This is a genomic window from Terrabacter sp. Root85 (assembly GCF_001429185.1).
GTDB lineage: Bacteria > Actinomycetota > Actinomycetes > Actinomycetales > Dermatophilaceae > Terrabacter.
In genome coordinates this window covers 415,532-438,488 of sequence record NZ_LMIW01000010.1, presented here as the reverse complement: position 1 = coordinate 438,488, position 22,957 = coordinate 415,532, and the positions used below count along the sequence as shown (strand labels likewise).

Sequence of the window (22,957 nt, the reverse complement as noted above, 5' to 3'; positions counted from 1 at the left end):
ACACGACACAACGCTCGGCATACGGGGCCTCCTCGAGGAGAACGGACACCCCAACGTAGGAGCGTCGGCGACCCCGAAGGATCACCCACATATCAAGCATCTGCGGACGTTTGCTTCCGTCGCTCCTTCGACGCAGCGGGCGCTCCGATGTTTCAGTCCGTGGTCTCGATGGCGGTCTCATTCGCGCGTGTCCGGCGTGCGTCGGGACAGTCCATCCCGGGAACCCCCGAGCACGCGATCACCCTCGGGAACTCCGACGAACGGTGGGTCCCAGAGCTCGAAAGCGTGTGTGGGGGTAACTCCACCGTGGGTTCAAATCCCACCGCCACCGCCAGATGCAGAAGGACCCCCGACATGTTTTTCGTCGGGGGTCCTTCTGCACCTGCGGATGCACGGGGGATTCGGGAGGAGCGGGCGGTCGGGGGAGGAACGAACCCGCCCGCACGCGACGGGTCACCGCAGCCGCCCGCGCTCGCGCTCCCGTGCCAGCCGCGGCATCCGCGCTTCGAGACGTGTGCCCCCTCCTGCCGGGCTGCTCACGATCAAGCGTCCACCCATCGTCTCGATCCGGTCGGTGAGGCCGAGCAGGCCTGATCCGAAGGGGTCCGCCCCACCGATCCCGTCGTCCTCGACGACGGCGGCGATCAGGTCCGGCCCAGCGGTGATGACCACCCTGCACCGGCTCGCACTGGCGTGCTTCGCCACGTTGGTCATCGCCTCGGAGCAGAAGAAGAGCAACGCTCCCTCGATGGCGTCGGGAAGCCGTCCCACGTCGACGCGTACCTCCACGTGGAACGGAAAGTGCCCGGCCATGTCACGGACAGCCGCGTCGAGGCCGCCCTCGACGAGGGTCAGGGGGCGGACTCCACGGACGAAACTCGTCAGGTCGTCCTGCGCCCGCACGACCTCCGCACGTACCAGCGCGAGGTGTCGATTGCCCGAGAGGTCGGCAGCCGCAGCGTGGTCCAGGATGTCGGCGACGCGGGCGAGTCGTCGTTGGGCCCCGCCGTCGAGCTCGTCGGCGATCCGTGCGCGCTCGTCGCCGACGGCCTCGACGATGCGTTGCCGGGACTGCGTGAGGTCGCCGACCCGGGAGCGGATGTCAGCGAGCATCTGCGCGTTGGTCATCGCGAGCCGGGCCGCCGTCGCCACGCCGCTCACGAGCCGGGGGTCCTCGAGCAGTGCCCGGTCGTGGACCAGCACGGCGACATGCCTCCCGTCGTCGTCGATCGGGGTGGCCGTGCGACCGCCGTCCGGCGCCGGCAGGTCGATCGGCTCACCCTGGTCATCGACGTAGGACGCCCGCTCCGGGATCCAGTAGCCGACCGTGAGCCCCGGGTCGCCCAGTGCTTGCTGCAGCCGTCCCGCCAGCCCGCTCGTGTCGGAGGTCCTGCCGAGGTCGGCCACGAGGTCGCTCAGGGTCGACTCGGTCCAGCGACCCCACCGCAGGTCGGCAGCCAGCACGACGACGGCGCCGGCGACCACACCGTCGTATGCCAGCAGGACGGGCACGTCGATGTTCCAGGCGAGTAGCTGGTTGAGAGCGCTCGTCACCAGCACGGCGGAGAACCCGAGGGCCGCCCACAGTGCCGGCCGCCCCGCTTTGCGGGCGGTGCCCGTGGTGCGCACGAAGACGTCGATCGCTGTCGCGGCGACCAAGAGCGCGAGTGAGAGGGTGAGCGCGGCTGTGGGCACGAACACCTCGATGATGCCCAGGACGTATGCCGCCCCGACGACGACCACGACGTAGCGGCGCCTCGCGTGCCCGGTGGGATAGGTGAGGTGCAGCTGCACCAGCGGACCGCGGTGAAGGAAGACGGCTGCGGAGAAGACGTTGCCGACCAGCCACGTCGCGCCGACGAGCAGCATCAAGTGGGCGACCCTGCCGGACCGCATCGATGCCAGGCCGGCGGAGATCACGACCACACCGACCAGGAGGTCGACGGCTTGGATGAACTGGCTCCCGGCCATGAGTCACCCGGTCAGCATGTCCAGCGCAGCGCCGCTGAGCTCGCTCTTGCCGACGAAGCCGCGAGCGCGGACGGCGGCGACGCGCGCTCCGTAGGATCTGCGGCTGCGAGTCGACGTCAGCACGACCGCACAGTGAGGCGCGCAGCCGGCAATGCGCTCGGACACCGCGAACCCGTCGACGTCGGGAAGGACGATGTCGAGCAGGACGACGTCGGGCTGCAGGCGGCCGACCAGCTCAGCACCCGAGGAACCGTCGGCGGCTTCTCCGACGACGTCGTAACCCTCCGCCTCGAGCAGCGCTCTGGCGCAGGCCCGGAAGCCGTCGTGGTCGTCGATGATCACGAGCGTAGGTGTCATGGCGCCCTCTTCACCAGGGTCCACGGGTGGCGGGTCCACAGGACCCGGCTCTCACACCGCCAGGATCCCACGGGTTTGAGCGTCAGGGTCTTGCCGACGAACGTGAAGGTAGCGGTCATGGGGCCGCGGCGGTCGGTGCCGGCCGGATAGTTCGCTGTGCTCCTGAGATCGGTCAGCTCGAAAGTGTTGCCGTGGACGCGGTAGCTGCCCACCCATCCCATGCGGGCGATCGCCGTACGGCTGACTTCGCTCTCGTGCTCCGTCACCACTCCGCCATCGAGAGTGAAGTTCAGATACCAGGTTCGGGGGTGGTCCTCCGGGACGAAGAGCTCCCTGTTGAGAAGGTATTCACCCAGCTGGCCGTCACAAAGGTGGCGATCTCCTGGAGACAGCACCGTCTCGTAGGTGCCGTCCGGAACCACCGACGCGCCCGGCTGAGCCGAGTCGGCTCGCCGGACCCAGGGCTTGGCCGTCCAGATGACGGTGTCCCCGCACGAACCACCGGTCATGTCGCTCAGCCGCAGCTCAGTCCCGTCGAAGGACCACTTGGCGTCGAGGGTGTTGATCCGGACATGGTCGTGCAGGCGGGAGTACACGCCGTTGTACGCGACCTCCTTGGGCGCCGTCTGACTGTCGACGCGCTGGCGAATGGTGACCTGGCCGCCACCCACCTCGAGCGAGAACCAGGACCTCCGGCCCGGCGTGCCCTGCCTCGGACCGCCCGGGCACTGCCATCGTGCATCGTTGTCGAGCACCATCTCGTAGGTTCCCTCGGGGAACGACCCGCGGCCTGAACCGGCTGCCGGCGTGGGACAGGCCGAAAGGTCCGGCCCCGCGGCGACGTCAGCTTTCAGGCCGGCCAGCCGGTCGAGCATGCCGGCGCTGCCCGGGTCGCCCGCGGCGATCTCGTCGTAGACCGGCTGGACGGCCTTGCGCAGGGCGGCGAGCTGAAGGTCCGACGAGGCCGGGAACGCAACACCCTGACCACACAGCTTGGCGACGGCGGAGACGTCCTCCGTCCTGGCTGCGTCGAGAGCCTCTGGGATCGCGGTCGTCGCGGCCGTGCGCAGGACCTCACGTTGGGCGTCGGTCAGCTCACGGTAGACCGCTTCGTTGAGGACCACGGTCATGGCTGCCGGCCAGAGGTTGACGTTCGCGGTGACGTACTTCGCCTCGAGTCCGTAGAAGCGGCCGAAGATGCTGTCGACCTGTTGCTCGTACGCGTCGAGCCCGGCGAGGGTTACTCCGGACGTCATACGTGTGAAGGTCGCCCCGAGTGCCTTCGCCGTGGCCTCCGGTATGTCGCCGCCCTGGACCCCGAGGTCGGCGCCCCAGAAGTCCACGGGCTCTCGGAACGGCCTGCGCACGCCGAGCACCTTGCGCATCGGACCAGGCAGGACGGCGACCGACACCAGGCCGTGCCCTTCGAGGCCGCGGGCCATCTCGAGCGGGATGCCCTCCGAGAAGATGCGATCCTGCACGTCGTGGCTGTCGACGAGCAGCGGGGCCAGCAACGGTTGGAACGAGGTCACGCCGATCAGGTCGAGCGACCGCACGCCGACCCAGGCACCCGGGACGCGACGGCGCGTCACGTCTTCGAGGGTGTTCTTCTCGAAACCGATCTCGCCCTGACGCCAGGCGTCGTCGAAGTGAAGGCGGAGGGACCCGTGCGACTGCGTGTTCACCTCTGCGGCATACGCCTGCACCTGCGCGGGAGCGGCTTGGTCGGGCTGGGCGATCTCCAGCATGGTCACCTTCTGGAGGCCTCGGCCACCGGCCCGGTCTGGTTCCGTCGTCGTGCATCCGGCAGCGACCACCGCCACGGCGGCCAGGAGCGCCCAGCTCGACCTGGTCACCACGCGACCGGCTCTCAGGACAGTCGGCATGGTCCCTGTGGTCGATGTCGTGTTCCGGGTCATGGTCGGCACGTCCCTTCGGTGCCTCAACGGTCCATTGTCTCGCTCCCACGCCAGTGTCGTCCGGCCAATCGGTCGAGCGAATCAGTGCCAACCCTGAGTCGCGAGGTGCATCTCGGGTGGACGCTGGGTGGCATGAGGGCTCGGCAGAGCGCCCGACAGACCTACCTCCCGGCCGCCGGGGGCGTCGCAGGCGGACACGCGCCACGCTGGGCGGGGTCCGTCGATCCCGCCCCGATCTACCGGTCCGTCGCGACCCTGGGCATGGTCGGGGGGCTCGCATGGCTCACGACACGCATCGTGGCCGCGTCGCCGGGCTTCTCGGACAGTGGCGAGTCGGTCCGGTCCGGGCTCGTCCTCTACTGCACCGTGGCATGGCTCACGGCCGTCGGCATCGTCCATCGGCTGTCCAGACCTGAGAACGCGTTCGGCCGGCGTCTCGTCCTCGTCGCGAGCCTGGTGCTGGTGACCGAGTGGGACATCCCGGGGGCCACGGCGGCCGGCGTTCTCTCCGTGGCGGTGTTCACGGTGGGTCTGGTTCTCGCGGTCGCCGTTCCGGTCGCCGTGACCTGGGCGATCCTCGCCTTTCCGTCCGGACGGGTGGACGCGCGAGCGGAGCGCTACCTGCTCGCGACGGGAGCACTCCTGTTCGTCGGTGCACTGGGACTCGTGCCCACGCTGTTCTTCGACCTACAGGCCCAAGGCTGCTCGGACTGCCCGACGAATCTGCTTCTGCTGCACGACGACCCGGACGTGGCCGCAACATCCTCGCGGCTCGCGATCGGTGCCTGCCTCGCGTGGACCATCGTCACGATGGTCGTCCTCGCCGTCGGCCTCGTGCGCATGAGTCCTGCGTCGCGACGGGCGCGCGGCGCGGTGGGGACGATCGGCGTCGTGTACCTCGGGGCGGTCGCGGCGCACCTCGGCCTGAGCCTGGATCGCGGCTTCGTGGAAGGTTCGGCGACGGACCACGGTCTCTGGTGGGCGCAGCTCGTGGGTCTGGCCGCACTGGCCTCCGCGGTGGAGTTCAGCCTGCTGCGATCACGATCCCTGCGCCGGGGTGTGACGGGCCTCGTCGTCGACCTGCACCGGGAGACCGCCGCAGGAGGTATGCGTGAGGCGCTGGCCACGTGGCTGCACGACCCGTCGCTCCTCGTGGGCTACCCCGTCGACGGCACCTACCGCGACGTCGACCTCGAGACGGTGGACGTGAGGGCCCCCGGACGAGCCACCAGCCGGCTCGCGAACGACGGCGACGAGATCGCTGTCCTGGTGCACCGTCCGGGGCTGTTCGACAACCCGGACGCGCTCCGGGAGGTCGTGACCGCGGCTCGTTTGGGGCTCGAGAACGAGCGGCTACGCGCTCTGGGTCTCGCCCAGGTGCGGGCCCTCGCCGAGTCGCGGGTCCGGATCATCGAGGCGGGCGACCGCGAGCGGCGCCGACTGGAACGCGACCTCCACGACGGCGCACAACAACGTCTCATCGGTCTCCTGCTGGGTCTGCGCCTCCTGCGATCGAGCGTCGGCGAAGACCAGCACGACCTGGTCAGGACGGTGGACGCGGCGGAGGCAGAGGTCCAGCAGGCGGTGCGCGACCTCCGGGAGCTGGCCGCGGGGTTGTTCCCGAACGTCCTGGTGACCGAGGGGCTCGCCGGCGCGTGGGAGGCGCTGAGCGAAACACGGCCCCTGCAGGTCATGGCCGCCCCGGAGGGTCGGCTTCCGGCGGCGGTCGAGGCAACGGCATACGTCGTCGTCGCGACCGCCGCGGCACGGGGCCCCACGACGGTACGCGCGACAAGCGACGGGGGATGGCTCCGCGTCCGCGCGGACGTCGCGGACGTCGCGGACGCCAGCTGGGACCTCGCATTTCTCGAGGACCGGGTGGCCGCGATCGGCGGGCGCCTCGTGTCGACGCAGGTGGACGGAGGTGTCCGCATCGACCTGGCGCTGCCGCTGGCGTTGGACGCGTCGCCCGAGACGGAACCCGCCGATGGCGTGCGGACCTGAGCCGGCGACGTCGCCTCGCCTGCCGCTCCCAGGGTGGTCCCCAGGCCGGGGCGCACGTTCCGAGTCAACCGCGAGTCCTCGGGCGATGGCGCTGCCACACTGGCTGGGTGGCCAGGGCGACTGCTGAGGTCGGTGTCGGACTGGCCTCCGAGCGGAGGTTGCATGCGAGCCGTTGTTGCAGACGACACACTCTTGACGCGCGAAGGCGTCGTCGCACTGCTGCGTTCCGGCGGGGTCGAGGTCGTCGGCCAGGCGGCCGACGCCTCGGCGCTCCTTCACCTGGTGCGAGCCCACCGTCCGGACGTCTGCGTCGTCGACATCCGCATGCCTCCGACGCACACCGACGAGGGCCTGGTCGCGGCCGCCGCCATCCGGTCCGAGTTCCCGGACATCGGCGTCCTCGTGCTGTCCCACTTCGTCGAGTCGGCATATGCGATGCGTCTCATCCAGGACCAGCCCGAAGGGATCGGTTACGTCCTCAAGGAGAGGGTCTACTCGGGCGACGTCCTCGTCGACAGCCTGCGACGGGTGGCGGAGGCGGAGACGGTGATCGACCCGACGATCGTCGCGCGCCTGCTGCACAAGCACCGCGATGCCGACCCCCTCCACGAGCTCAGCGTGCGGGAGCGCGAGGTGCTTGCTCTCGTCGCTGAGGGCTTGACCAACCAAGGCATCAGCAGACGGCTGTTCATCACCGACCGCACGGTCGAGGCGCATGTCCGCCAGATCTTCACCAAGCTGGGGCTCGACGAGTCGCCGGAGAGCAACCGCCGCGTCCTGGCCGTTCTGACCTTCCTGCGCAGCGCCTGACGTCGAGATCAGGCCGTCAGCAGGAAGGGGTCGACCGGCTTGGGCGGAGGCCCGTCGAGGGTGCACTCCGCCTTCCGCGGTCACGCGCGCACCCACGGCGATGGCGCCCTTCGAGGCCTTTGCGATGCCCGATGAGGGGAAACCCCAAGGCCGCGGCGCCCGGTTCGAGTGATTCTCCGAATGTGGGTCAGGGGTCTTGGAGGCGACTCTGGATGTGTTCGCACTTGTCCCCACATCGCTTGATCTGCAAGCGAACTCGTATCTCAGGAGAATGTCATGAACGCTCGCAGAGCTGTCTTCGCAGTCATCGCCTCCGGCCTGCTGGCACTGCCCGCTGCCGCTGCCGCCTCGCCGGTTCCGGATCCGCCATCGCGGAACGCTCCCGACATGGTGCAGGTGGCGATCGACGAGCTGACCGAGGCCTACGCACAGGCGGGGACGTCGGACAAGCCCAGCATCCACAACGAGATCGTCCTGTTGACCAACGTCGGTCACGCAGCGCTCTGAGCGATGCCGAGGAGCGTGGTGGATCGCCGGCACCCGGTGCCGGCGATCCACCACGGAACCGTGGATGCCTCCGCCGGCACGCTGCCTGTTCGCCCGGCCGGCGCGTCCCCCTGCGTTCCACGTCCCCACCCACACGAACCCCGGGTGTGCCGTCCGGTTGCATCGGCAGGGACGCGGGCTCAGGTGACCGGTGACCGGGGACGGGCGGCATACGCGAGCAGTGTCGGCAGCGGCCCTCTTCCGTGAAGTCCTTGACGCGCCGCGATCGCAGCGCCCACGCTCGGAACGGCAGAGTGGGAGGGAGGCGCCGTGCGCGAGCTGCCGTCCGGGACGGTGACGATGCTGTTCTCCGACATCGAGGGCTCGACCCTGATGCTGGGCCGGCTGGGGCGCAGGTACACCGACGCGCTGGACGGGCACCGTGACGTGCTGCGCTCCGCGTGGTCGGCGCACGGGGGCACCGAGATGGGCACCGAGGGGGACAGCTTCTTCGTGGTGTTCCCGACGGCCGAGGGCGCCGTGAGGGCGGCTACCCAGGCCCAGCGCGGGCTCGAGAGCCACGGGTGGCCCGGCGACGAGAGGGTCCGCGTCCGCATGGGCATCCACACCGGGTCGCCACAGGTCCACGACGACGACTACGTGGGGATGGACGTGCACCGCGCGGCCCGCATCGCCTCGTCCGCCCACGGCGGGCAGGCGGTCCTGTCGTCCGTGGCCGCGGAGCTCGCTCGAGACGCCCTGCCCGACGGTGTCGGGCTGAGGGATCTCGGCCTCCACCGCCTCAAGGACATCCCGGAGCCGGAGCGGCTCTTCCAGCTCACCGTCGACGGCCTGCAGGTCGACTTCCCTGCGCTCCGGACGCTGGGCGCGGCCTCCCGCCTCCCGGTTCCGGCGACCCATCTGGTCGGACGTGAGCACGCGGTCGCGGAGCTGGTCGACCTGGTGCGGTCGCCCGAGATCCGACTGGTCACGCTGAGCGGGCCGGGAGGCTCGGGCAAGACGCGCCTCGCGATCGAGGTGGCGAAGAAGCTCGTGACGGCCTTCCCCGACGGGGTCTTCTTCGTGCCCCTCGCGTCGGCGACCACACCGGAGGTGGCGTGGACGACGCTCGGTGACGTTCTCGAGGTGCCGCGGAGCACCCGTCAGCCGCCGCGCGTGTTCGGGCAGGTCGCGAGCCGGGCTGCGCTCTTCGTCCTGGACAGTCTCGAGCAGCTCGTCCAGGCCGACGACGTCGTCTCGGAGCTGCTGGAGGCGGCGCCCCGCTCGGCGGTCGTGGCGACCTCGCGCCGGTCGCTGGCGGTGCCGGGGGAGCACCTCTACCCGGTGCCGCCCCTGGGTCTGCCGAGCCGATCGACCGTGGCAGCCGCCGAGGAGTCCCCGGCGGTGCAGCTGTTCCTGCAGCAGGCCCACAGCGTGCGCCCGGACTTCCGGCTGACGCCGGAGAACGTCGACGCGGTGGTCGCCATCTGCCGGGGCCTCGACGGGCTGCCCTTGGCCATCGAGCTGTCCGCCGCGCGGACCCGACTGCTCGGACCGCAGGCGCTCCTGCGTCGGATCGACACGACGCTCGACCTCCCCTCGACGAGCAGGCAGGGGCCGTTGAGGCACCGGACACTGCGCGAGACCATCGCCTGGTCCTACGACCTGCTCCCCGAGAACGACCAGGCGTTCTTCCGGCGGCTCGGGGTGTTCGCCGGTGGGGCCGCCCTCGAGTCGGTGGCGGCGGTCGCGCTGCCCGCCGCGACGGGCGACCGCTCGGCAGATCCCCTGGACCTCGTCGCCGACCTCGTCGACGCCAGTCTCGTGATCGTGTCCGAGGCGCCCGACGGGGAGCCGCGCATCACCCTGCTCGAGACGATCCGGTCCTTCGCGTTGGCGGAGCTGCGCGGCACGGGCCAGCTCGACGAGGCGCGTTCGGCGCACGCCGCCCACCACCTCGACGTCGCCGAGCGGCTCAAGGTGACCCGTGACTCCGACCACCTGCTGGCTCTGGCCCAGGCGGAGGCCGAGCTCGACAACTTCCGGGAGGCCCTGACCTGGGGTCTTCGCCACGGCGGGGCGACCGAGGGCGTCGACGTCACGGCGACGGCAACCGCCCTCCAGCTGGCGACCTCGCTCGGATGGCTCTGGTACACGGGCGGATACGTCCTCGAGGGATGCCGCTGGCTCGAGTTCGCCCTGGAGCGCGCCGGGGGCACGGCGTCCGGAGATGTCGCCGAGTGCCTCGGGGCCTACGCCAACCTCCTCATCGCCCGTGGGGAGCCCGGCCGCGCCGCTGACGTCGCGGCGCGGAGCCTGACGATGGCCCGAGCAGTCGCGGACGAGGAGCGGGAGGCCTTCGCGATGGGGATCGTCGGGACGGCCCGGCTGCACCAGGGTCACGTCGACACCGCACGTCGGACGTTCGAGGACTCCCTGGTGCTGCACCGGCGGATCGGCAACCCGCTCAGGCTCACCCGCGCACTGGGCAACCTCGCCGGGGTGGAGGAGGAGCTCGGTCACTACGCACGGGCCGAGGAGCTGACGAACGAGGCCATCGAGATCGTCACCGCGGCCGGTGACGTGCACGAGGCCGCGGTCCAGGGCCAGAACCTCGCCCACCTGCTGGCGGCGAGCGGGCGCCCGGAGGAGGCCGCCCGGCTCGCCCGGTCGCTCGTCGACCGGATCGTGGGGCTGCGCAGCCCGAACCTCACGATGGCGTTCGCCGACACGTACATGAACATCCTCATCGGCCTGCGGGACCCGGTGCGTGCCGCGCACCTCATCGGTGCCGAGGAGGCCCTGAGGGACCGCCTGTCGTTGCCGAACCCCTACCAGGAGGAGGAGCAGGCCGAGGCCTGGGCTGCCGTGGAGGGACTCATCTCCGCCGAGGACTGGGCGCGCGAGATCCGGACCGGCCGGGGGTCCTCGGTCGAGGACCTGCTCGTTGCGCTGGACGACGTCTGACCCGACGCCCCGGAGCGGCTCACCACTGGCAGGATGAGCGCCATGACCACGGACGTCCCGCTCAGCGTGCGCACCCCCTCCCCCCTGGGCGAGTTCCTTCGCGCGCGCCGGCACGAGCTCGCCCCGGAAGAGGTCGGCATCAAGCGGGCCAAGGGTCGGCGCCGGGTGGGTCTGAGCCGCACCGAGGTGGCCGAGCTCGCGAACATCTCCGTCGCGTACTACGACATCATCGAGCGCGGCCGCGACCTGCGCCCGAGCAAGAGCGTCATCGAGGGCCTCGCCCGCGCGCTCAAGCTCAACGCCGACGGCCGGTCGCACCTGCACGCGCTCGCGACGGGCACGCCGTCACGTCGGCCGCAGGCGCCGGAGGAGCTGACCGAGGAGCTCGAGGAGCTGCTCGACTCCATCGACCCGAACCCGGCCTACGTCGTCGGCGCTCGCTGGGACGTGCTGGGCGCCAACCACACCGCCTGCCAGCTCTTCACCGACTGGGAGAGCAAGCGGAGCAAGCGCGAGCGCAACCTGCTGTGGTTCTACTGCTGCGACCCGGCGGCCCGGAGCCTCTTCGTCGACTGGGAGCAGGAGGCGGCCGACCAGCTCGCGCTCTTCCGTGAGGCGTACGCACGACACCCGGACGACCCGTCGTTCAAGCGGATCCTCGACGAGATCTTCAAGACCAACCCCGACACCGTCGAGTGGTGGGAGCGGCACGACAGCGACCCGACCCGGGGCCGCACCAAGCGGATCCGTCTCGACACCGGGCAGGTCATCCAGCTGCGCCAGCTCGTCCTGCAGGTGCTCGACGAGCCCGACATCCGCGTCATCAGCTACTTCGCGGACGTCGACGGGGACCTCGACGACGTCGAGTTCGACGCCTAGCCGAGGACACCGGTCGAGTGACGCCGGTCGAGTGACGCCGGTCGAGTGACGCCGGTCGAGTGACGCCCGTCGGCCGGCGCCTCAGAGGGGCTTCAGTGGACCCGGGAGTCCGGAGGGGCTCGTGACCTCGGGCAGGGCCGCCCACCGCGGAGGGATGAGCACCCGCAGGCGGGGCTTCTCCTCGATGTTGCCGCTCAGCTGAGGCAGAGGCGCTCGACGTGCCTGCCACGTCGACCCCTGGTCGAGGCTGACGACGAGCTGGTCCTGTGTGTCCGCGGTCGACTGGTAGTAGGCGACCTCGCACTCGGCGCCACCTTCGGCGAGCGACGTCGGCGTCGCGTCGCCGGGGAGGTCGGCCGATGCGAAGGAGCCGTCGCGCTGCTGGATGACGAGGCGCAGGTCCCCGCCGGCGCCGGTCAGGCCCCAGATGCCGCAGCCCTTCGAGGTCGGCGTGGCCCACCTCGTGTGGCCGTCCGGCACGTTCGGCACGGCCAGCCGCTCCAGCGTCCTGGCGTTGACGTCGAGCGTGCACAGACCGGCCCCGTCGGCGCACTCGACCGTCGACGTCCCGAAGGGCGGGGCCACGGGGTGGTCCATGACGGTGAGCGCCACGGGCTGGCGCATCGTCGCCGAGAGCAGGTAGGGGCCCGGTCCTCGGTGCGCCCAGTACCAGACTCCGTCGCCGACCTCGCGGTACAGCCCCGGACCGCCCATCGAGGGCTGCTCACTCGACCCGGTGACGGCCCCGAGCACGAGGAACCGGTCGTCGGTCCCGTCGACGACGGCGATGGCCTCCCGGCCGAGGCAGTCGTGGTCGGGGCGAGGGGCGACGCAGCGCTTCCAGACCGTGAGCACGATCCGCCGGTCCGTGCGGGACTCGAGCTGGGCGGCGACGAAGGCGTCCGGGTGCCCGACGACCTCGTCGGCGGTCCAGTCGGGGACGCTCACCGACGTCAACCGTGGGGTCGGGGCGGCCGGGAGACTCTGGGCGCCGAGGCGACCGAGGCCCGACACGGCGAACGCGAGCGCGAGGACGGCGGCGACCGCCGCGGCCGAGACCCACGCCGCGCGACGGCGACGCACCCGGCGCTGCCGCCAGAGCAGGGTCTCGAAGGGAGGCTGGGCCACGCGGCGCTCGGTGTCGCGGGCGAAGGTGGTCAGGTCAGACATGGTCCGCCTCCTCGCGGTCGATGAGGTGCCCGGCCATCTGGACCCGGGCTCGCGCGAGCCGCGCCTTGACCGTGCCCTCGGGCACGGCCAGCTCGGTGGCGACCTGCGCCACGCTGAGATCGGCGATGTAGTGGAGCACGACGGTGATCCGCACCGGCAGGCTCAGCTGGCTCAACGCGTACACGATGGCGACGTGGTCCTCCGGAGTGCCGGGGCCGAGGTCGATGCTCAGCTCGGCGCGGAACTTCGGCAGGGCACGTGCCGTGACCCGGGCCCGGCGCCAGCGGTTCCGCAGCAGGTTGACCGCCACGGTGCGCAGCCAGGCCTCCTTGTTGGAGACCTCGACGAAGTCGCGACGGTGCGTCATGGCCGTGACGAAGGCCTCCTGCACGATGTCCTCCGCCTCGGGGAGGTTGCCGCACAGCGCCGCCAGCTGCGTCACGAGTCGCCGGTACGACAGGTCGTAGACGACCCGGACCGGGTCACCGTCGCTGCTCTCGTCCATGAGCGTCCACCTGCCGTCCTCACGATGCTTCCACTTGGACGAGTCCCCGGCGGCCCGTTCGGTTGCATGGGTTCGGGGAGCCGTTGCTGCCCGAGCGCCCCGTCCCAGGAGACAGGGCGCCCGGCGAGCCTGCTAGCGAGCGATGACCGGCCACGTGCGCCAGTCGTCCGGCAGGACGGCGCGGTGCACGGACCGGTCGAAGCCCGGCTCGGTGATCCAGTCGCGCGCGGCCTGGGCCGTCGCGGGCACGGACCTCAGGGTCCACGTGCGGCCCCGATCGGTGCTGAGCAGGGCCCTCACCGGGGTGGTCGGGAGCACGTCCTCCTCGTTGCTCAGGTACCAGCCGATCGTGCCGTCCAGGGCGTCCTCGACGACCACACGTGTCGGGCTCACCAGGACCTCGTACAGATCGAGGTGCAGCAGGCTTCCGTCCGGCTGGCCGACGGCCACCTGCCCGGTGTGAAGGATCCCCACCCATCCGGCAGCGTTCGTGATCGACCAGTCCCCGGTCGGGAGATCGGTGATGGGCGTCAGGGTGCCCGCGGAGACGTCGACCAAGCACTTGACCCACGGTTCATCCGGGCAGGCGACGTGCGGCCGACCTCTGGCAGCCTGCATCCCGATGGTGCGGCCCGCATCGGGGGCGAGCGTGACCGGTGTCCTCAGGCTGGCGGACGCGGCAACGATCGGGGACCGAAGGGAGCCCTCGGGTGAGGCGGCCCGGAGCACCCAGATACCACCGCCGGCGTACCAGACCTGGCCCTCGCCGGGGCCAGAGGGCACGAGCACCCGGCGCCCCGAGGCATCGGTGACCTCCCAGGCGCCCAGGCGCCGGCCCGGGTCGCACTCGCGCACGGTCAGCGTCTCGTCGGCGCACTGGGACCACGCCCGGATCGTCAGCTCGCCGGAGCGCTCCGGCGCCGTCCACGTGCGCCCCGCGCTGGCGTTGCGGCCGTTGACGATCTGCTCGGGAGGCCGCACCGTGACCGCGACCGAGCTCGGCTGTGGTGTGGCAGGAAGCGCCCGCGGACGACCCGACGTCGAGGTGAGCGCGACGACCGAGACCACGGCAGCCAGCCCGACCGCCGCGACAGCGGTGGTGACTCGGCGTACCCGCCGGGTCCGTGCCCGGCGAGTGATCTCCTCGAAGGTCGGCCCGTCGACCTGTTCGGCCACGTCGGTGACCAGTGACGTGAGATCAGACATGCTCGGCTCCTTCCCGGTCGGAGAGCAGGTCGGCCAGCAGGGCCCGACTGCGTGACAGGCGCGCCTTGACGGTGCCCTCGGCAACGTTGAGCTCGGTGGCCACGGTCGCCACGGGCAGGTCGACGACGTAGTGCAGGACGAAGGTCTCGCGCAGGACCGGGGTCAGGCGTCCGAGGGCGGCGACCAGCGCCACGTGGTCGGGGCCGAGCCCGAAGTCAGCGGTGGGCGGGGCCGTCGTGCCGCGCGAGAGGACGCGACGGGCCAGGGCGCCCCGCCGCCACCCCTTGCGGATCCGGTTGAGGGCCACGGTGCGCAGCCACGCCTCCGGCTTGTCCATCTCGAGGAAACGACGTCGGTGGTAGACCGCCTGCACGAAGGCCTCCTGCACGGCGTCCTCGGCATCGCCGCGGTTGCCGCACACGGCATACAGCTGGCCGACGAGTCTTCGGTACGACGCGTCGTAGATGACTCGGATCGGGTCCTCGTCCTCGCGCATGGCCCACCTCGGTTCCGCTGGTCAATGCTGACAGCGGAACAGTCCCCGGCGAGGCGGTTTGGTTGCCTCCGGAGCCGGTCAGCGTTTGCGGGTGCCGAAGATGCTGCGGGTGATCTCGCGGCCGATGACGGTGCCGGCCGACCGGAGCATCGACTTGAACGCCGAGCTGCCGGCCACCTGCGCGATGATGCTCGGCTCCTCCTTGGGGGCGCGACTCGACGCGGGCGCGGGGGCCGGGGCGGCGGGTGCCGGGGCGGGGGCCGCCGGAGTCGCGGGAGCCGCCTGCAACCGGGCCGTCAGCTTCTCGTAGGCCGACTCGCGGTCCACGACGTCGGCATACTTCGTCTTGAGCTGCGACGCCGCGATGACGGCATCCATCGTCGCGGGCGACGAGGGGTCCATGAGGGAGTTCGGGGCCTTCATCCGGGTCCACGCGACGGGCGTCGGCACGCCCTTGTCCGACAGCACGGTGACGACGGCCTCGCCGATGCCGAGGCTCGTGAGGAGCTTCTCCATGTCGTAGGCCGTGTGCGGGTAGGTCGCGATCGCCTGCTTGAGCGCCTTGGCGTCGTCGGGGGTGAAGGCGCGCAGGGCGTGCTGGACGCGGTTGCCGAGCTGGGCGAGCACGCCCGACGGGACGTCCTTGGGAGACTGCGTCACGAAGAAGACGCCGATGCCCTTGGAGCGGATGAGCCGCACCGTCTGCTCGATGGCCTGCAGGAACGCCTTGCTCGCGTCGTTGAAGAGCAGGTGCGCCTCGTCGAAGAAGAAGACGAGCTTCGGCTTGTCGACGTCGCCCTCCTCGGGCAGGTCGTGGAAGAGGTCGGCGAGCATCCACATGAGGAAGGTCGAGAAGAGCTGCGGTCGGTCCTGGACCTGCGGCAGCTCGAGACAGGAGATGATCCCCTTGCCGTCGGGAGCGGTGCGCAGCAGGTCGCTCGTCTCGAACTCGGGCTCGCCGAAGAAGGCGCCGGCGCCCTGGTCCTCGAAGGTGATGAGGTTGCGCAGGATGACGCCCGCCGTCGCGCTCGAGAGGCCGCCGAGGTCCTTGAGGTCGGCCTTGCCCTCGTCGGAGGTCAGGTGGCTGATGACCGCGCGGAGGTCCTTGAGGTCGAGGAGCGCGAGGCCGTTCTTGTCGGCGTAGTGGAAGATCAGCCCGAGGCTGCTCTCCTGCGTGTCGTTGAGGCCGAGGACCTTGCTGAGCAGGGTCGGGCCGAAGCCCGTGATCGTGGCGCGGATCGCGATGCCGTCACCCTTGCCGCCGAGCGAGTAGAACTCGGTGGGGTATGCCGTCGCCGTCCACGGCATGCCGACGTCGGCCGCGCGGCTGGTGATCTTGTCGCCGCCCTCGCCGGGTGTCGCGAGACCCGACAGGTCACCCTTCATGTCGGCGAGGAAGACCGGGACGCCCTGGTCCGACAGCTGCTCCGCCATGAGCTGGAGCGTCTTGGTCTTGCCGGTGCCGGTCGCGCCCGCGACGAGGCCGTGGCGGTTGAGGACGCTGAGCGGGATCTGCACCGGGGCGTCAGCATGGGCCTGGCCGTCGACGACGGCGGCGCCGAGCTTGAGCACCCCTCCGTCGAACGCGTAGCCGGCCCGGATCTCGTCGATCTGGCTCGTGTCGCCCGTGCCGCCCGTCTGAGGGGCTCCTGAGCCTGCAGTCTCGGTCACGGTTCGAACTCTAGTGGCCGGTCGTCCACGTTCGACGCCTATGCTGACCCGGTGATTTTCAAGGCCGTCGGCGACTCGCGCCCGTACCCAGACCATGGACTCGAGACGACCAAGGACTGGTCGAACGTCCCGCCTCGGGTGGTGCAGCTCGGCGAGCTCATCACGACCAAGAGCACGCTCGACCTGCGCGGCCTCCTGGCTGACGACTCGACGTTCTACGGGGATCTCTTCCCGCACTGCGTCGAGTGGGAGGGCGAGCTCTACCTCGAGGACGGGCTGCACCGGGCACTGCGCGCCGCGCTGCAGCAGCGTCCTGTCCTTCACGCCCGAGTCCTCGTACTCTCCTGACACGGGCCCGCCCGACCAGGGGCGACGACGGACGAAGGAGCGGTGATGTCGCAGGTCGCTGACAAGGACGACCGCACCTACCGGGTGCGGCGCCAGCGCCGGTCGACGATCGTGATCGCGGTCGTCCTGATGAGCATGGCGGGCGCGTTCTACTACGCCTCGACCTACTTCCGCGACACGACCCCGACACCGGGACCGTGCACGACGGAGGTGCCCGTCGCACCACTGCGCCCGGCCGACGTCAGCCTCAACGTCTACAACTCGACGACGCGCAACGGGCTCGCCGCGGCCGTCGCCAAGGTCGCCGACACCCGTGGATTCAAGGTCAAGGCCGTCGGCAACGACCCGAAGGACGCGGGCGTCAAGCAGGTCGCGCAGATCCGTTTCGGACCCGAGGGCGCGGCGTCGGCCCGACTCGTCAAGGCGCACGTGCCGCAGGCCGTCTACCTCAACGACAAGCGCAAGGGCGACACCGTCGACCTCGTCGTGGGCGCGGCCTGGAAGAGCTTCGGGAAGGTGCCCGTCGTCGCGACGCCCACCCAGACGCTGCGCCAGTGCCCCACGATCACCGTCCAGCCGTGACACGAGCGTGAGTATGCCGTCCGGCACGGTGTGCGCCGGACGGCATACTCACGCTGTGCTGCCCGTCCGGACGGCTCAGCGGGTGTAGGGCACGCGCTTCCACGACAGCACGTGCGCGGCGCCGGGACGGTTCACGGTGACCTCGAGGAAGTCCGTGTTGTTGCTCGAGCCGTCGACCGTGACGCGCGTGAGGTTGTCCGCCGAGCCCTGCACGCCGTAGAAGTCGAGCCACCTCGAGCCGGAGGCGAGCGGGCGGTCGGAGTTGTAGACGTGGCTGTCGCCGTTGAAGAGGTAGACCTCGCCGTCGAAGGCGTTCGACTGCGCGACGAGCTCCCGGACGAGCGGCTGGAAGGCCGAGTTGTCGGCCCAGGTCACGGCGTACGTCGGGTCGAACATGTCGGCCTGGAGGAAGAGCGCGACGGCGCGGTCGTGGCGCTGCCGGGCTCCGGCGAAGGCCGAACGGACCTGTGCAACGTCGTTGTCCGTGCGGGCCCGCTCCTCGGCGACCTGCTGCGCCGTGGGGGAGGTGAAACCCAGCTCGGGCCAGGGGAGCAGGCCGTTGTTGCTGCCGACGACGTGCAGGGTTGCGATGTCGACGCCCTGGCGCCGGAACGAGACGTTCTCGGGGAAGCCGGCGGCCGCCTGCGACGCGACGGTCATGTCGGCGCCGAGGGTGTGGCCCGCGCGGGGGAAGAAGGTCGACCGGACGGCGGCGAGGCGCTCGAGGGGGTCGTAGGTGCCGTTGTTGGTGCGGTGGCAGTCGGTCCACTCGTTGTCGCCCGGGGTGTAGACGAGCGGCGTGGTGAAGCGGTTGAACTGGGTGCGGATCATCGAGAAGTACTCGTTCGTGCATCTCGACGAGCCGTTCTTGATGTCGCCGACGTGGATGGTGAAGGAGAGGTCCGGGGTGGCGTTGATCTGGTCGACCCATGTCGGGAAGGCCGCGACCTGGGCGTCGCCGTAGGGCACGTCGCCGATGACGGCGAAGCGGTAGTGGCCGTCCTTGCCCTGACCGGGGGCATCTGCGGCGGAGGCTGCCGTGGCAGCGGGCAGGACGACGAGCGCGGCCGCGACGGCCGCCAGGGCTGGGGTGCGAGAGAGGTGCATGACTGCTGTTCTCCCGCACCGTCGTCGAACGGCGCCACCACCAAAGCGTGAACGTCAGGCGTCGCGAGGCTGGGAGGTCGCTGGGACCCCCCCGTCAGAGCTGGACCAGCGTGGCGACCATGAGCGCCTTGATCGTGTGCATCCGGTTCTCGGCCTGGTCGAAGACGACGGACGCATCGGACTCGAAGACGTCGTCGGTGACCTCGAGCTCCTTGAGCCCGAACTGCTCGTGCACGTCCTTGCCGACCTGCGTCTCGAGGTCGTGGAAGGCCGGGAGGCAGTGCATGAACTTGACCCGCGGATTGCCTGTCAGCGCAAGCATCTCCGCGTTGACCTGGTAGGGCGTCAGCAGCTCGATGCGGTCGGCCCAGACCTCCTTCGGCTCACCCATCGACACCCACACGTCCGTGTGGACGAAGTCGACGCCCCGCACGCCCTCCGCCACGTCCTCGGTGAGGGTGACCCGGGCACCGGTCTCGGCGGCATACCTCCTCGCGACGGCGACGACGGCGTCGGACGGCCACAGCGAGCGGGGCGCGACGATGCGCACGTCCATGCCGAGCAGGGCCCCGGTGACGAGCAGCGAGTTGCCCATGTTGAAGCGGGCGTCGCCGACGTAGGCGTAGGCGATCTGCTCGTCGGGCTTGCCGGCGTGCTCGCGCATCGTCAGGGCGTCGCAGAGCGACTGCGTCGGGTGCCAGTCGTCGGTGAGGCCGTTCCAGACCGGCACCCCCGCGAAGGCGCCGAGGGTCTCGATGACGTCGTGACCGGCTCCGCGGTACTCGATGCCGTCATAGAAGCGGCCGAGCACGCGGGCGGTGTCCTTGGCCGACTCCTTGTGGCCCATCTGCGAGCCGACCGGGTCGAGATAGGTCGTGCTGGCGCCCTGGTCGGCCGCGGCCACCTCGAACGCGCAGCGGGTGCGCGTCGAGGTCTTGGCGAAGAGCAGGGCGATGTTCTTGCCGCTGAGGCGTCGCTCCTCGCGGCCCTCGCGCTTGGCGGCCTTGAGCTCGGCGGCGAGGTCGAGCAGCGCCCGGAACTCGTCGGGCGTCAGGTCGATCTCCTTGAGCAGGTTGCGGCGGTGGAGTGCGGCGAGGGACATGCACGTGATGGTTTCAGGCGCGGTCGCCGTGCGGCAATCCGGTCTCAGGGAGCCGGTCGGCGGCGCAGCAGCCCGAGCCGCCAGCGGACCTGCTCGACGAGCGCGCGCAGCTGGAGCGGGACGAGGACGCGGGGGCCCTCGCCGACGCAGAAGACGACGTCGTCGAACCGGTGGATGCCGGGACGGTGCGCGACGGTGCGGAAGGCGTCGCGGGCGCTGCGCAGCTGCGCCACGGTCATGAACGGTGACGGCTCGTCGGGCTGGTAGCGCGAGCCGAGCGGGTAGTCGCGACCGGGCCGCCGGGTCATCTCGACGTGGCAGCCGAGGACGTGCGTGACGGGGCGCTCCGCAGCGAAGGTGACGAGGCGGTCGAGGGTGTCGAGGAGGGCATCGGAGTCCTGGACGTAGATGCGGCCGGGGTAGACCGTGTCGCCCGTGTGGAGCAGCCCGGTGGCCGGGTCGTGGAAAGCGATCGAGGCCGGGTGGTGACCCGGGATGCCGAAGACCTCGAGGGCACGGCCACCGAGGTCGAGCGGCACGACCTCGGTCGGCCACCCGGTGATGCCGAAGAAGGCGCACACGCTCGCGACGTCGTGGCCGATGACGGTCGTGCGTGGCCGGTCGGCGAAGGCGGCGTCGCCGGCGACGTGGTCGCCGTGGCCGTGCGTGTGGGCGACGACGAGCTCGTACGCGTCGGGGTCGTACGCGTTCGGCGGCGTCTGCGCGTCAGGCGGGGTCTGCGCGTCCGGCCGGGTCTGCGCGGCGACGTGGTCCGCGACGAGGCGGTCCACCGTCTGTCGCAGGGCGGTGCCCTCCACCGCCCCGGTGTCGAGGAGCAGCGCGCGGCGCTCGCCGAGGAGCAGCAGGATGAACGGGGCCTCGTAGGTGAGGTCCTTGCTCTGCCGGATCAGGACGGTGCCGGGGGCGAGGTGGTGTACCTGGAGCGGTGGGTCGTGTCGTCGCCGCGGGGACGGTGCGCCGTGGATCCAGGTGACGTCGGTGTCGAGGGCGACCGGCGTGGGAGGGGCCATGCGGTGATTGTGCACCGGGGTCGTGCAGGGTGGCCGGGGAGGCCGATTTCTTGTGCGGGGTCCGCCTCCGGTAACCTGCGCGACGGAGGATTCGCATAGTGGCCTAGTGCGCACGATTGGAAATCGTGTTGGGATAAAACCCTCGGGGGTTCAAATCCCCCATCCTCCGCCAACAGCAACGGCCCCCATCGCGCTCAGCGCGATGGGGGCCGTTGCTGTTGGCGGAGTCCTCGGGATCTGGGAGGAGGCTCGAGGCCGCTCGCCGCGAGGAACGAGCGGCCCCTCCGGCCTCGAGCCGACGGTTCCCCCATCCCCGCGGCTGAGGGTGTCCCCAGCCGAGCGGGCAGGAGACCCAGCCGCGACGAAGGCCCGGGCGGCCTCGTCAGCGAGCTCCACGCGTACGCAAGCCGTGTCGGCTCACTCGTGCCCGATGAGCAGCTCGCCCAGCAGGAACGCCAGCACGAACGTGCCGCTGAGCAGCGGCAGCATGATGACCGGCAGCGACCGCTCCCGCGAGACGGACACGGCGCTGACGCCGGCGGCCGCGGCGACGAGACCGAGGACGAGGCTGAGCTCGCCGACGGGGGTGAAGAGCAGGGCGGCCCCGGCGGCGAAGCAGGTCAGGGCCACCCAGCCCGCGGTGCTCGTGGGCAGGGCGCTGAGGTGGTCGTCGCGGGCGTGGACGTGGCCGACGACGACCACGACCGTGGCCGCGAAGAGCAGGGCGAAGCCGGCCGTCCAGCAGAGTCCGGCGACGTCGGGATCGGGCACGACGAACGTGGCTGCGGCGACGAGGAGTCCGCCGATCCCGAGCCCGAGGGCCCACCGGTTTCCGGGGCTGTGTGCCGGAAGCGGTAAAGAGGTCTGGGGGCGCTGTTGCAGGGTCGACATGGCGACCTCCTTCGGTGCTTCCACGCTCGTCGCGGGCTCGGGTGCGCACCAGAGGCGAAGGTCCCCGACATCGGTTCGGCGGCTGTCGGTGGGGCACGGCAGACTGCACCGGTGAGCTCGACCAGTGCCGCCCGCCCGCCGTTGACCTCGTTCTGGCACGACCTGCCGCGCGAGGGCAAGCTGCTCATCTCGACCGTCGTCTTCCAGTCGATCGGCACGGGCCTCGTCCTGCCGTTCATGGTCGTCTACCTCCACGAGGTGCGTGGCATCCCGCTCGAGACCGTGGGTCTGCTCCTCGCGCTCCAGGCGGGCGTCGGCATCGTGCTCGTGGCGCCGGCCGGGGCGCTCATCGACCGCATCGGGCCGCGGCGGGTCTACGCGAGCAGCCTCGTGGCGCTGCTCCTCGCCGACATCGTGCTGGCGCTCGCCACGACGACGGGGCAGGCGGCCCTCGCGCTCGTCCTCATGGGCTACGGCTTCGGCATCGTCTGGCCGGCGTCGAGCGCGCTCATCGGCAACCTCATCCCGACCGAGCAGCGGCAGCGCTACTTCGGCATCAACTTCACCTTGCTCAACCTCGGCATCGGCATCGGCGGCATCGTCGGTGGGCGCTTCGTCGACGTGTCGCGGCCGGGCACGTTCGTCACGGTCTACCTGCTCGACGCCCTCAGCTACGTGCCGGCGCTCGTCATCCTCCTCGGCCCGCTGCGCCGTGCCCGCGACCGGGTCGCGCGGCCGGCCGACGAGGCGACCGGCAGCGTGTCCTACGTCGCGCTGCTGCGTGACCCCCGGCTGCGAGCCCTGCTGCTCCTCGTCGGCGTCGCCGCGCTCGTCAGCTACCCGCAGCTCAACGCCGGCATGCCCGCCTTCGCGCGTGCCCTGGGGCAGGTCTCGACCGAGGGGCTCGGCTACGCGTTCGCGGCCAACACCGTGGTCATCGTGCTGCTCCAGCTCGTCGTGCTCCAGCGCATCGAGGGGCGACGTCGCACCCGGGTCGCCGTCGTCATGGCATTCACGTGGATGGTGGCCTGGTCGCTGCTCGGCGCGACGGCGCTCGTGCCGGGCACGGTCGCGGCCACCGTGCTGCTCTGCGCCTGCGCCGGGGTGTTCGGCCTCGGCGAGACGATGCTCCAGCCGACGAGCGCCGCGATGGTCAACGACCTCGCGCCCGACCACCTCCGGGGCCGCTACAACGCGCTCAGCTCGCTCATGTTCTCGATCGCCTTCGTCGTCGGGCCGGTCGTCGCGAGCTTCCTCATCGGGCGAGGCCTGGGTCCGGTCTACATCGGTTTCCTCGTCGGCGGGTGCGCCCTGCTCGCCGTCATCTCGCTCGTCGTCGAGCGTCGGCTGCCCCCGCACGTCAACGGAGTCCGAGAGGTCGAGCAGGCGCCGACCGCGTGCCCGGCCACGGCTGGAGGGGCGATTTCCGGCTGACGTCGGGGCGGCATACACTGG

The 22,957-nt window shown here is 70.9% G+C and carries 20 protein-coding genes and 1 tRNA gene; 9 read left to right on the top strand and 12 right to left on the bottom strand.

The genetic code is table 11. The features are described 5' to 3' along the window. Window positions 1-453: 453 nt before the first annotated feature. From ASE25_RS16295 to ASE25_RS16285, 3 genes are read right to left on the bottom strand one after another with little or no spacing between them, the layout of a single operon-like run. Window positions 454-1,971 carry a sensor histidine kinase gene (locus ASE25_RS16295; protein WP_056826637.1) on the bottom strand — a complete coding sequence of 506 codons (1,518 nt, stop codon included), beginning with the start codon at window positions 1,969-1,971 and terminating at the stop codon, window positions 454-456. A gap of 3 nt (window positions 1,972-1,974) precedes the next feature. Continuing rightward, window positions 1,975-2,313 carry a response regulator transcription factor gene (locus ASE25_RS16290; RefSeq protein WP_200959141.1) on the bottom strand — a complete coding sequence of 113 codons (339 nt, stop codon included), beginning with the start codon at window positions 2,311-2,313 and terminating at the stop codon, window positions 1,975-1,977. An 11-nt stretch (window positions 2,314-2,324) separates the two neighbouring features. Beyond that, the gene (locus ASE25_RS16285; RefSeq protein WP_162260615.1) at window positions 2,325-4,076 is read right to left on the bottom strand and encodes a TRAP transporter substrate-binding protein; all 1,752 of its coding nucleotides are present in this window, start codon (window positions 4,074-4,076) and stop codon (window positions 2,325-2,327) included. Window positions 4,077-4,379: 303 nt separating this feature from the next. On the opposite strand from ASE25_RS16285, the gene ASE25_RS16280 reads away from it, so the two are divergent. The 5 genes from ASE25_RS16280 to ASE25_RS16265 all read left to right on the top strand — a co-directional run bounded on the left by ASE25_RS16280 (window position 4,380) and on the right by ASE25_RS16265 (window position 11,393). Beyond that, window positions 4,380-6,251: a histidine kinase gene (locus ASE25_RS16280; RefSeq protein WP_056826634.1), complete on the top strand. Its 1,872-nt coding sequence runs from the start codon at window positions 4,380-4,382 to the stop codon at window positions 6,249-6,251. 162 nt (window positions 6,252-6,413) lie between these two features. Next, window positions 6,414-7,061, top strand: a complete 648-nt coding sequence (locus tag ASE25_RS16275) for a response regulator transcription factor (protein ID WP_056826632.1) — start codon at window positions 6,414-6,416, stop codon at window positions 7,059-7,061. A 276-nt stretch (window positions 7,062-7,337) separates the two neighbouring features. Continuing rightward, window positions 7,338-7,568: a hypothetical protein gene (locus ASE25_RS22875; RefSeq protein ID WP_157623467.1), complete on the top strand. Its 231-nt coding sequence runs from the start codon at window positions 7,338-7,340 to the stop codon at window positions 7,566-7,568. Window positions 7,569-7,877: 309 nt separating this feature from the next. Further along, window positions 7,878-10,514, top strand: coding sequence for an adenylate/guanylate cyclase domain-containing protein (locus ASE25_RS16270; protein WP_056826630.1), 2,637 nt, complete (start codon window positions 7,878-7,880; stop codon window positions 10,512-10,514). A gap of 42 nt (window positions 10,515-10,556) precedes the next feature. Continuing rightward, window positions 10,557-11,393 (top strand): helix-turn-helix transcriptional regulator, encoded by an 837-nt coding sequence (locus ASE25_RS16265; protein WP_056774171.1) that lies wholly within the window; start codon window positions 10,557-10,559, stop codon window positions 11,391-11,393. An 81-nt stretch (window positions 11,394-11,474) separates the two neighbouring features. On the opposite strand, the gene ASE25_RS16260 is transcribed toward ASE25_RS16265, so the two are convergent. From ASE25_RS16260 to ASE25_RS16240, 5 genes are all read right to left on the bottom strand, one after another. Then, a complete protein-coding gene (locus ASE25_RS16260; protein ID WP_056826629.1) occupies window positions 11,475-12,563 on the bottom strand; it encodes a hypothetical protein in 1,089 nt (362 codons plus the stop codon). Further along, complete coding sequence (locus ASE25_RS16255) at window positions 12,556-13,068, bottom strand: RNA polymerase sigma factor (RefSeq protein WP_056774164.1); 513 nt, start codon at window positions 13,066-13,068, stop codon at window positions 12,556-12,558. Before ASE25_RS16255 ends, ASE25_RS16260 begins: the two co-directional genes overlap by 8 nt. 132 nt (window positions 13,069-13,200) lie before the next feature. Further along, window positions 13,201-14,274 (bottom strand): hypothetical protein, encoded by a 1,074-nt coding sequence (locus ASE25_RS16250; RefSeq protein WP_056826627.1) that lies wholly within the window; start codon window positions 14,272-14,274, stop codon window positions 13,201-13,203. Then, complete coding sequence (locus ASE25_RS16245) at window positions 14,267-14,770, bottom strand: RNA polymerase sigma factor (protein ID WP_056826625.1); 504 nt, start codon at window positions 14,768-14,770, stop codon at window positions 14,267-14,269. Before ASE25_RS16245 ends, ASE25_RS16250 begins: the two co-directional genes overlap by 8 nt. A gap of 78 nt (window positions 14,771-14,848) precedes the next feature. After that, complete coding sequence (locus ASE25_RS16240; RefSeq protein ID WP_056774155.1) at window positions 14,849-16,441, bottom strand: helicase HerA-like domain-containing protein; 1,593 nt, start codon at window positions 16,439-16,441, stop codon at window positions 14,849-14,851. Between the two features lie 51 nt (window positions 16,442-16,492). Between ASE25_RS16240 and ASE25_RS16235 the strand changes: the two genes are divergently transcribed. Next, window positions 16,493-16,789, top strand: a complete 297-nt coding sequence (locus tag ASE25_RS16235) for a type II toxin-antitoxin system VapB family antitoxin (RefSeq protein ID WP_020145941.1) — start codon at window positions 16,493-16,495, stop codon at window positions 16,787-16,789. Window positions 16,790-16,834: 45 nt separating this feature from the next. Then, complete coding sequence (locus ASE25_RS16230; RefSeq protein ID WP_056826624.1) at window positions 16,835-17,371, top strand: LytR C-terminal domain-containing protein; 537 nt, start codon at window positions 16,835-16,837, stop codon at window positions 17,369-17,371. 75 nt (window positions 17,372-17,446) lie between these two features. Here the strand turns inward: ASE25_RS16230 and ASE25_RS16225 are convergent, their stop codons facing one another. From ASE25_RS16225 to ASE25_RS16215, 3 genes are all read right to left on the bottom strand, one after another. Continuing rightward, on the bottom strand, window positions 17,447-18,478 hold the full coding sequence (locus ASE25_RS16225) for a metallophosphoesterase (RefSeq protein WP_056826623.1): 1,032 nt from the start codon (window positions 18,476-18,478) through the stop codon (window positions 17,447-17,449). A 94-nt stretch (window positions 18,479-18,572) separates the two neighbouring features. Continuing rightward, window positions 18,573-19,580: an ornithine carbamoyltransferase gene (gene argF / locus ASE25_RS16220; protein WP_056826621.1), complete on the bottom strand. Its 1,008-nt coding sequence runs from the start codon at window positions 19,578-19,580 to the stop codon at window positions 18,573-18,575. Window positions 19,581-19,624: 44 nt separating this feature from the next. Further along, on the bottom strand, window positions 19,625-20,611 hold the full coding sequence (locus ASE25_RS16215) for an MBL fold metallo-hydrolase (protein ID WP_082619611.1): 987 nt from the start codon (window positions 20,609-20,611) through the stop codon (window positions 19,625-19,627). Window positions 20,612-20,695: 84 nt separating this feature from the next. On the opposite strand from ASE25_RS16215, the gene ASE25_RS16210 reads away from it, so the two are divergent. Next, a tRNA-Ser gene (locus ASE25_RS16210) sits at window positions 20,696-20,783 on the top strand. A 245-nt stretch (window positions 20,784-21,028) separates the two neighbouring features. Here ASE25_RS16210 and ASE25_RS16205 read toward each other — a convergent pair. Continuing rightward, window positions 21,029-21,502 carry a hypothetical protein gene (locus ASE25_RS16205; protein WP_056826619.1) on the bottom strand — a complete coding sequence of 158 codons (474 nt, stop codon included), beginning with the start codon at window positions 21,500-21,502 and terminating at the stop codon, window positions 21,029-21,031. 111 nt (window positions 21,503-21,613) lie between these two features. Here ASE25_RS16205 and ASE25_RS16200 point away from each other — a divergent pair, with 111 nt between their 5' ends. Further along, on the top strand, window positions 21,614-22,936 hold the full coding sequence (locus tag ASE25_RS16200) for an MFS transporter (RefSeq protein ID WP_056826617.1): 1,323 nt from the start codon (window positions 21,614-21,616) through the stop codon (window positions 22,934-22,936). Window positions 22,937-22,957: the final 21 nt, after the last annotated feature.

Bases quoted from the DNA above. Each gene is read 5' to 3' on its own strand.
- ASE25_RS16295 (WP_056826637.1), bottom strand. From the start codon at position 1,971: ATGGCCGGGAGCCAGTTCATCCAAGCCGTCGACCTCCTGGTCGGTGTG.
- ASE25_RS16285 (WP_162260615.1), bottom strand. From the start codon at position 4,076: ATGCTGGAGATCGCCCAGCCCGACCAAGCCGCTCCCGCGCAGGTGCAG.
- ASE25_RS16280 (WP_056826634.1), top strand. From the start codon at position 4,380: ATGAGGGCTCGGCAGAGCGCCCGACAGACCTACCTCCCGGCCGCCGGG.
- ASE25_RS16275 (WP_056826632.1), top strand. From the start codon at position 6,414: ATGCGAGCCGTTGTTGCAGACGACACACTCTTGACGCGCGAAGGCGTC.
- ASE25_RS22875 (WP_157623467.1), top strand. From the start codon at position 7,338: ATGAACGCTCGCAGAGCTGTCTTCGCAGTCATCGCCTCCGGCCTGCTG.
- ASE25_RS16265 (WP_056774171.1), top strand. From the start codon at position 10,557: ATGACCACGGACGTCCCGCTCAGCGTGCGCACCCCCTCCCCCCTGGGC.
- ASE25_RS16260 (WP_056826629.1), bottom strand. From the start codon at position 12,563: ATGTCTGACCTGACCACCTTCGCCCGCGACACCGAGCGCCGCGTGGCC.
- ASE25_RS16255 (WP_056774164.1), bottom strand. From the start codon at position 13,068: ATGGACGAGAGCAGCGACGGTGACCCGGTCCGGGTCGTCTACGACCTG.
- ASE25_RS16250 (WP_056826627.1), bottom strand. From the start codon at position 14,274: ATGTCTGATCTCACGTCACTGGTCACCGACGTGGCCGAACAGGTCGAC.
- ASE25_RS16245 (WP_056826625.1), bottom strand. From the start codon at position 14,770: ATGCGCGAGGACGAGGACCCGATCCGAGTCATCTACGACGCGTCGTAC.
- ASE25_RS16230 (WP_056826624.1), top strand. From the start codon at position 16,835: ATGTCGCAGGTCGCTGACAAGGACGACCGCACCTACCGGGTGCGGCGC.
- ASE25_RS16225 (WP_056826623.1), bottom strand. From the start codon at position 18,478: ATGCACCTCTCTCGCACCCCAGCCCTGGCGGCCGTCGCGGCCGCGCTC.
- argF (WP_056826621.1), bottom strand. From the start codon at position 19,580: ATGTCCCTCGCCGCACTCCACCGCCGCAACCTGCTCAAGGAGATCGAC.
- ASE25_RS16215 (WP_082619611.1), bottom strand. From the start codon at position 20,611: ATGGCCCCTCCCACGCCGGTCGCCCTCGACACCGACGTCACCTGGATC.
- ASE25_RS16205 (WP_056826619.1), bottom strand. From the start codon at position 21,502: ATGTCGACCCTGCAACAGCGCCCCCAGACCTCTTTACCGCTTCCGGCA.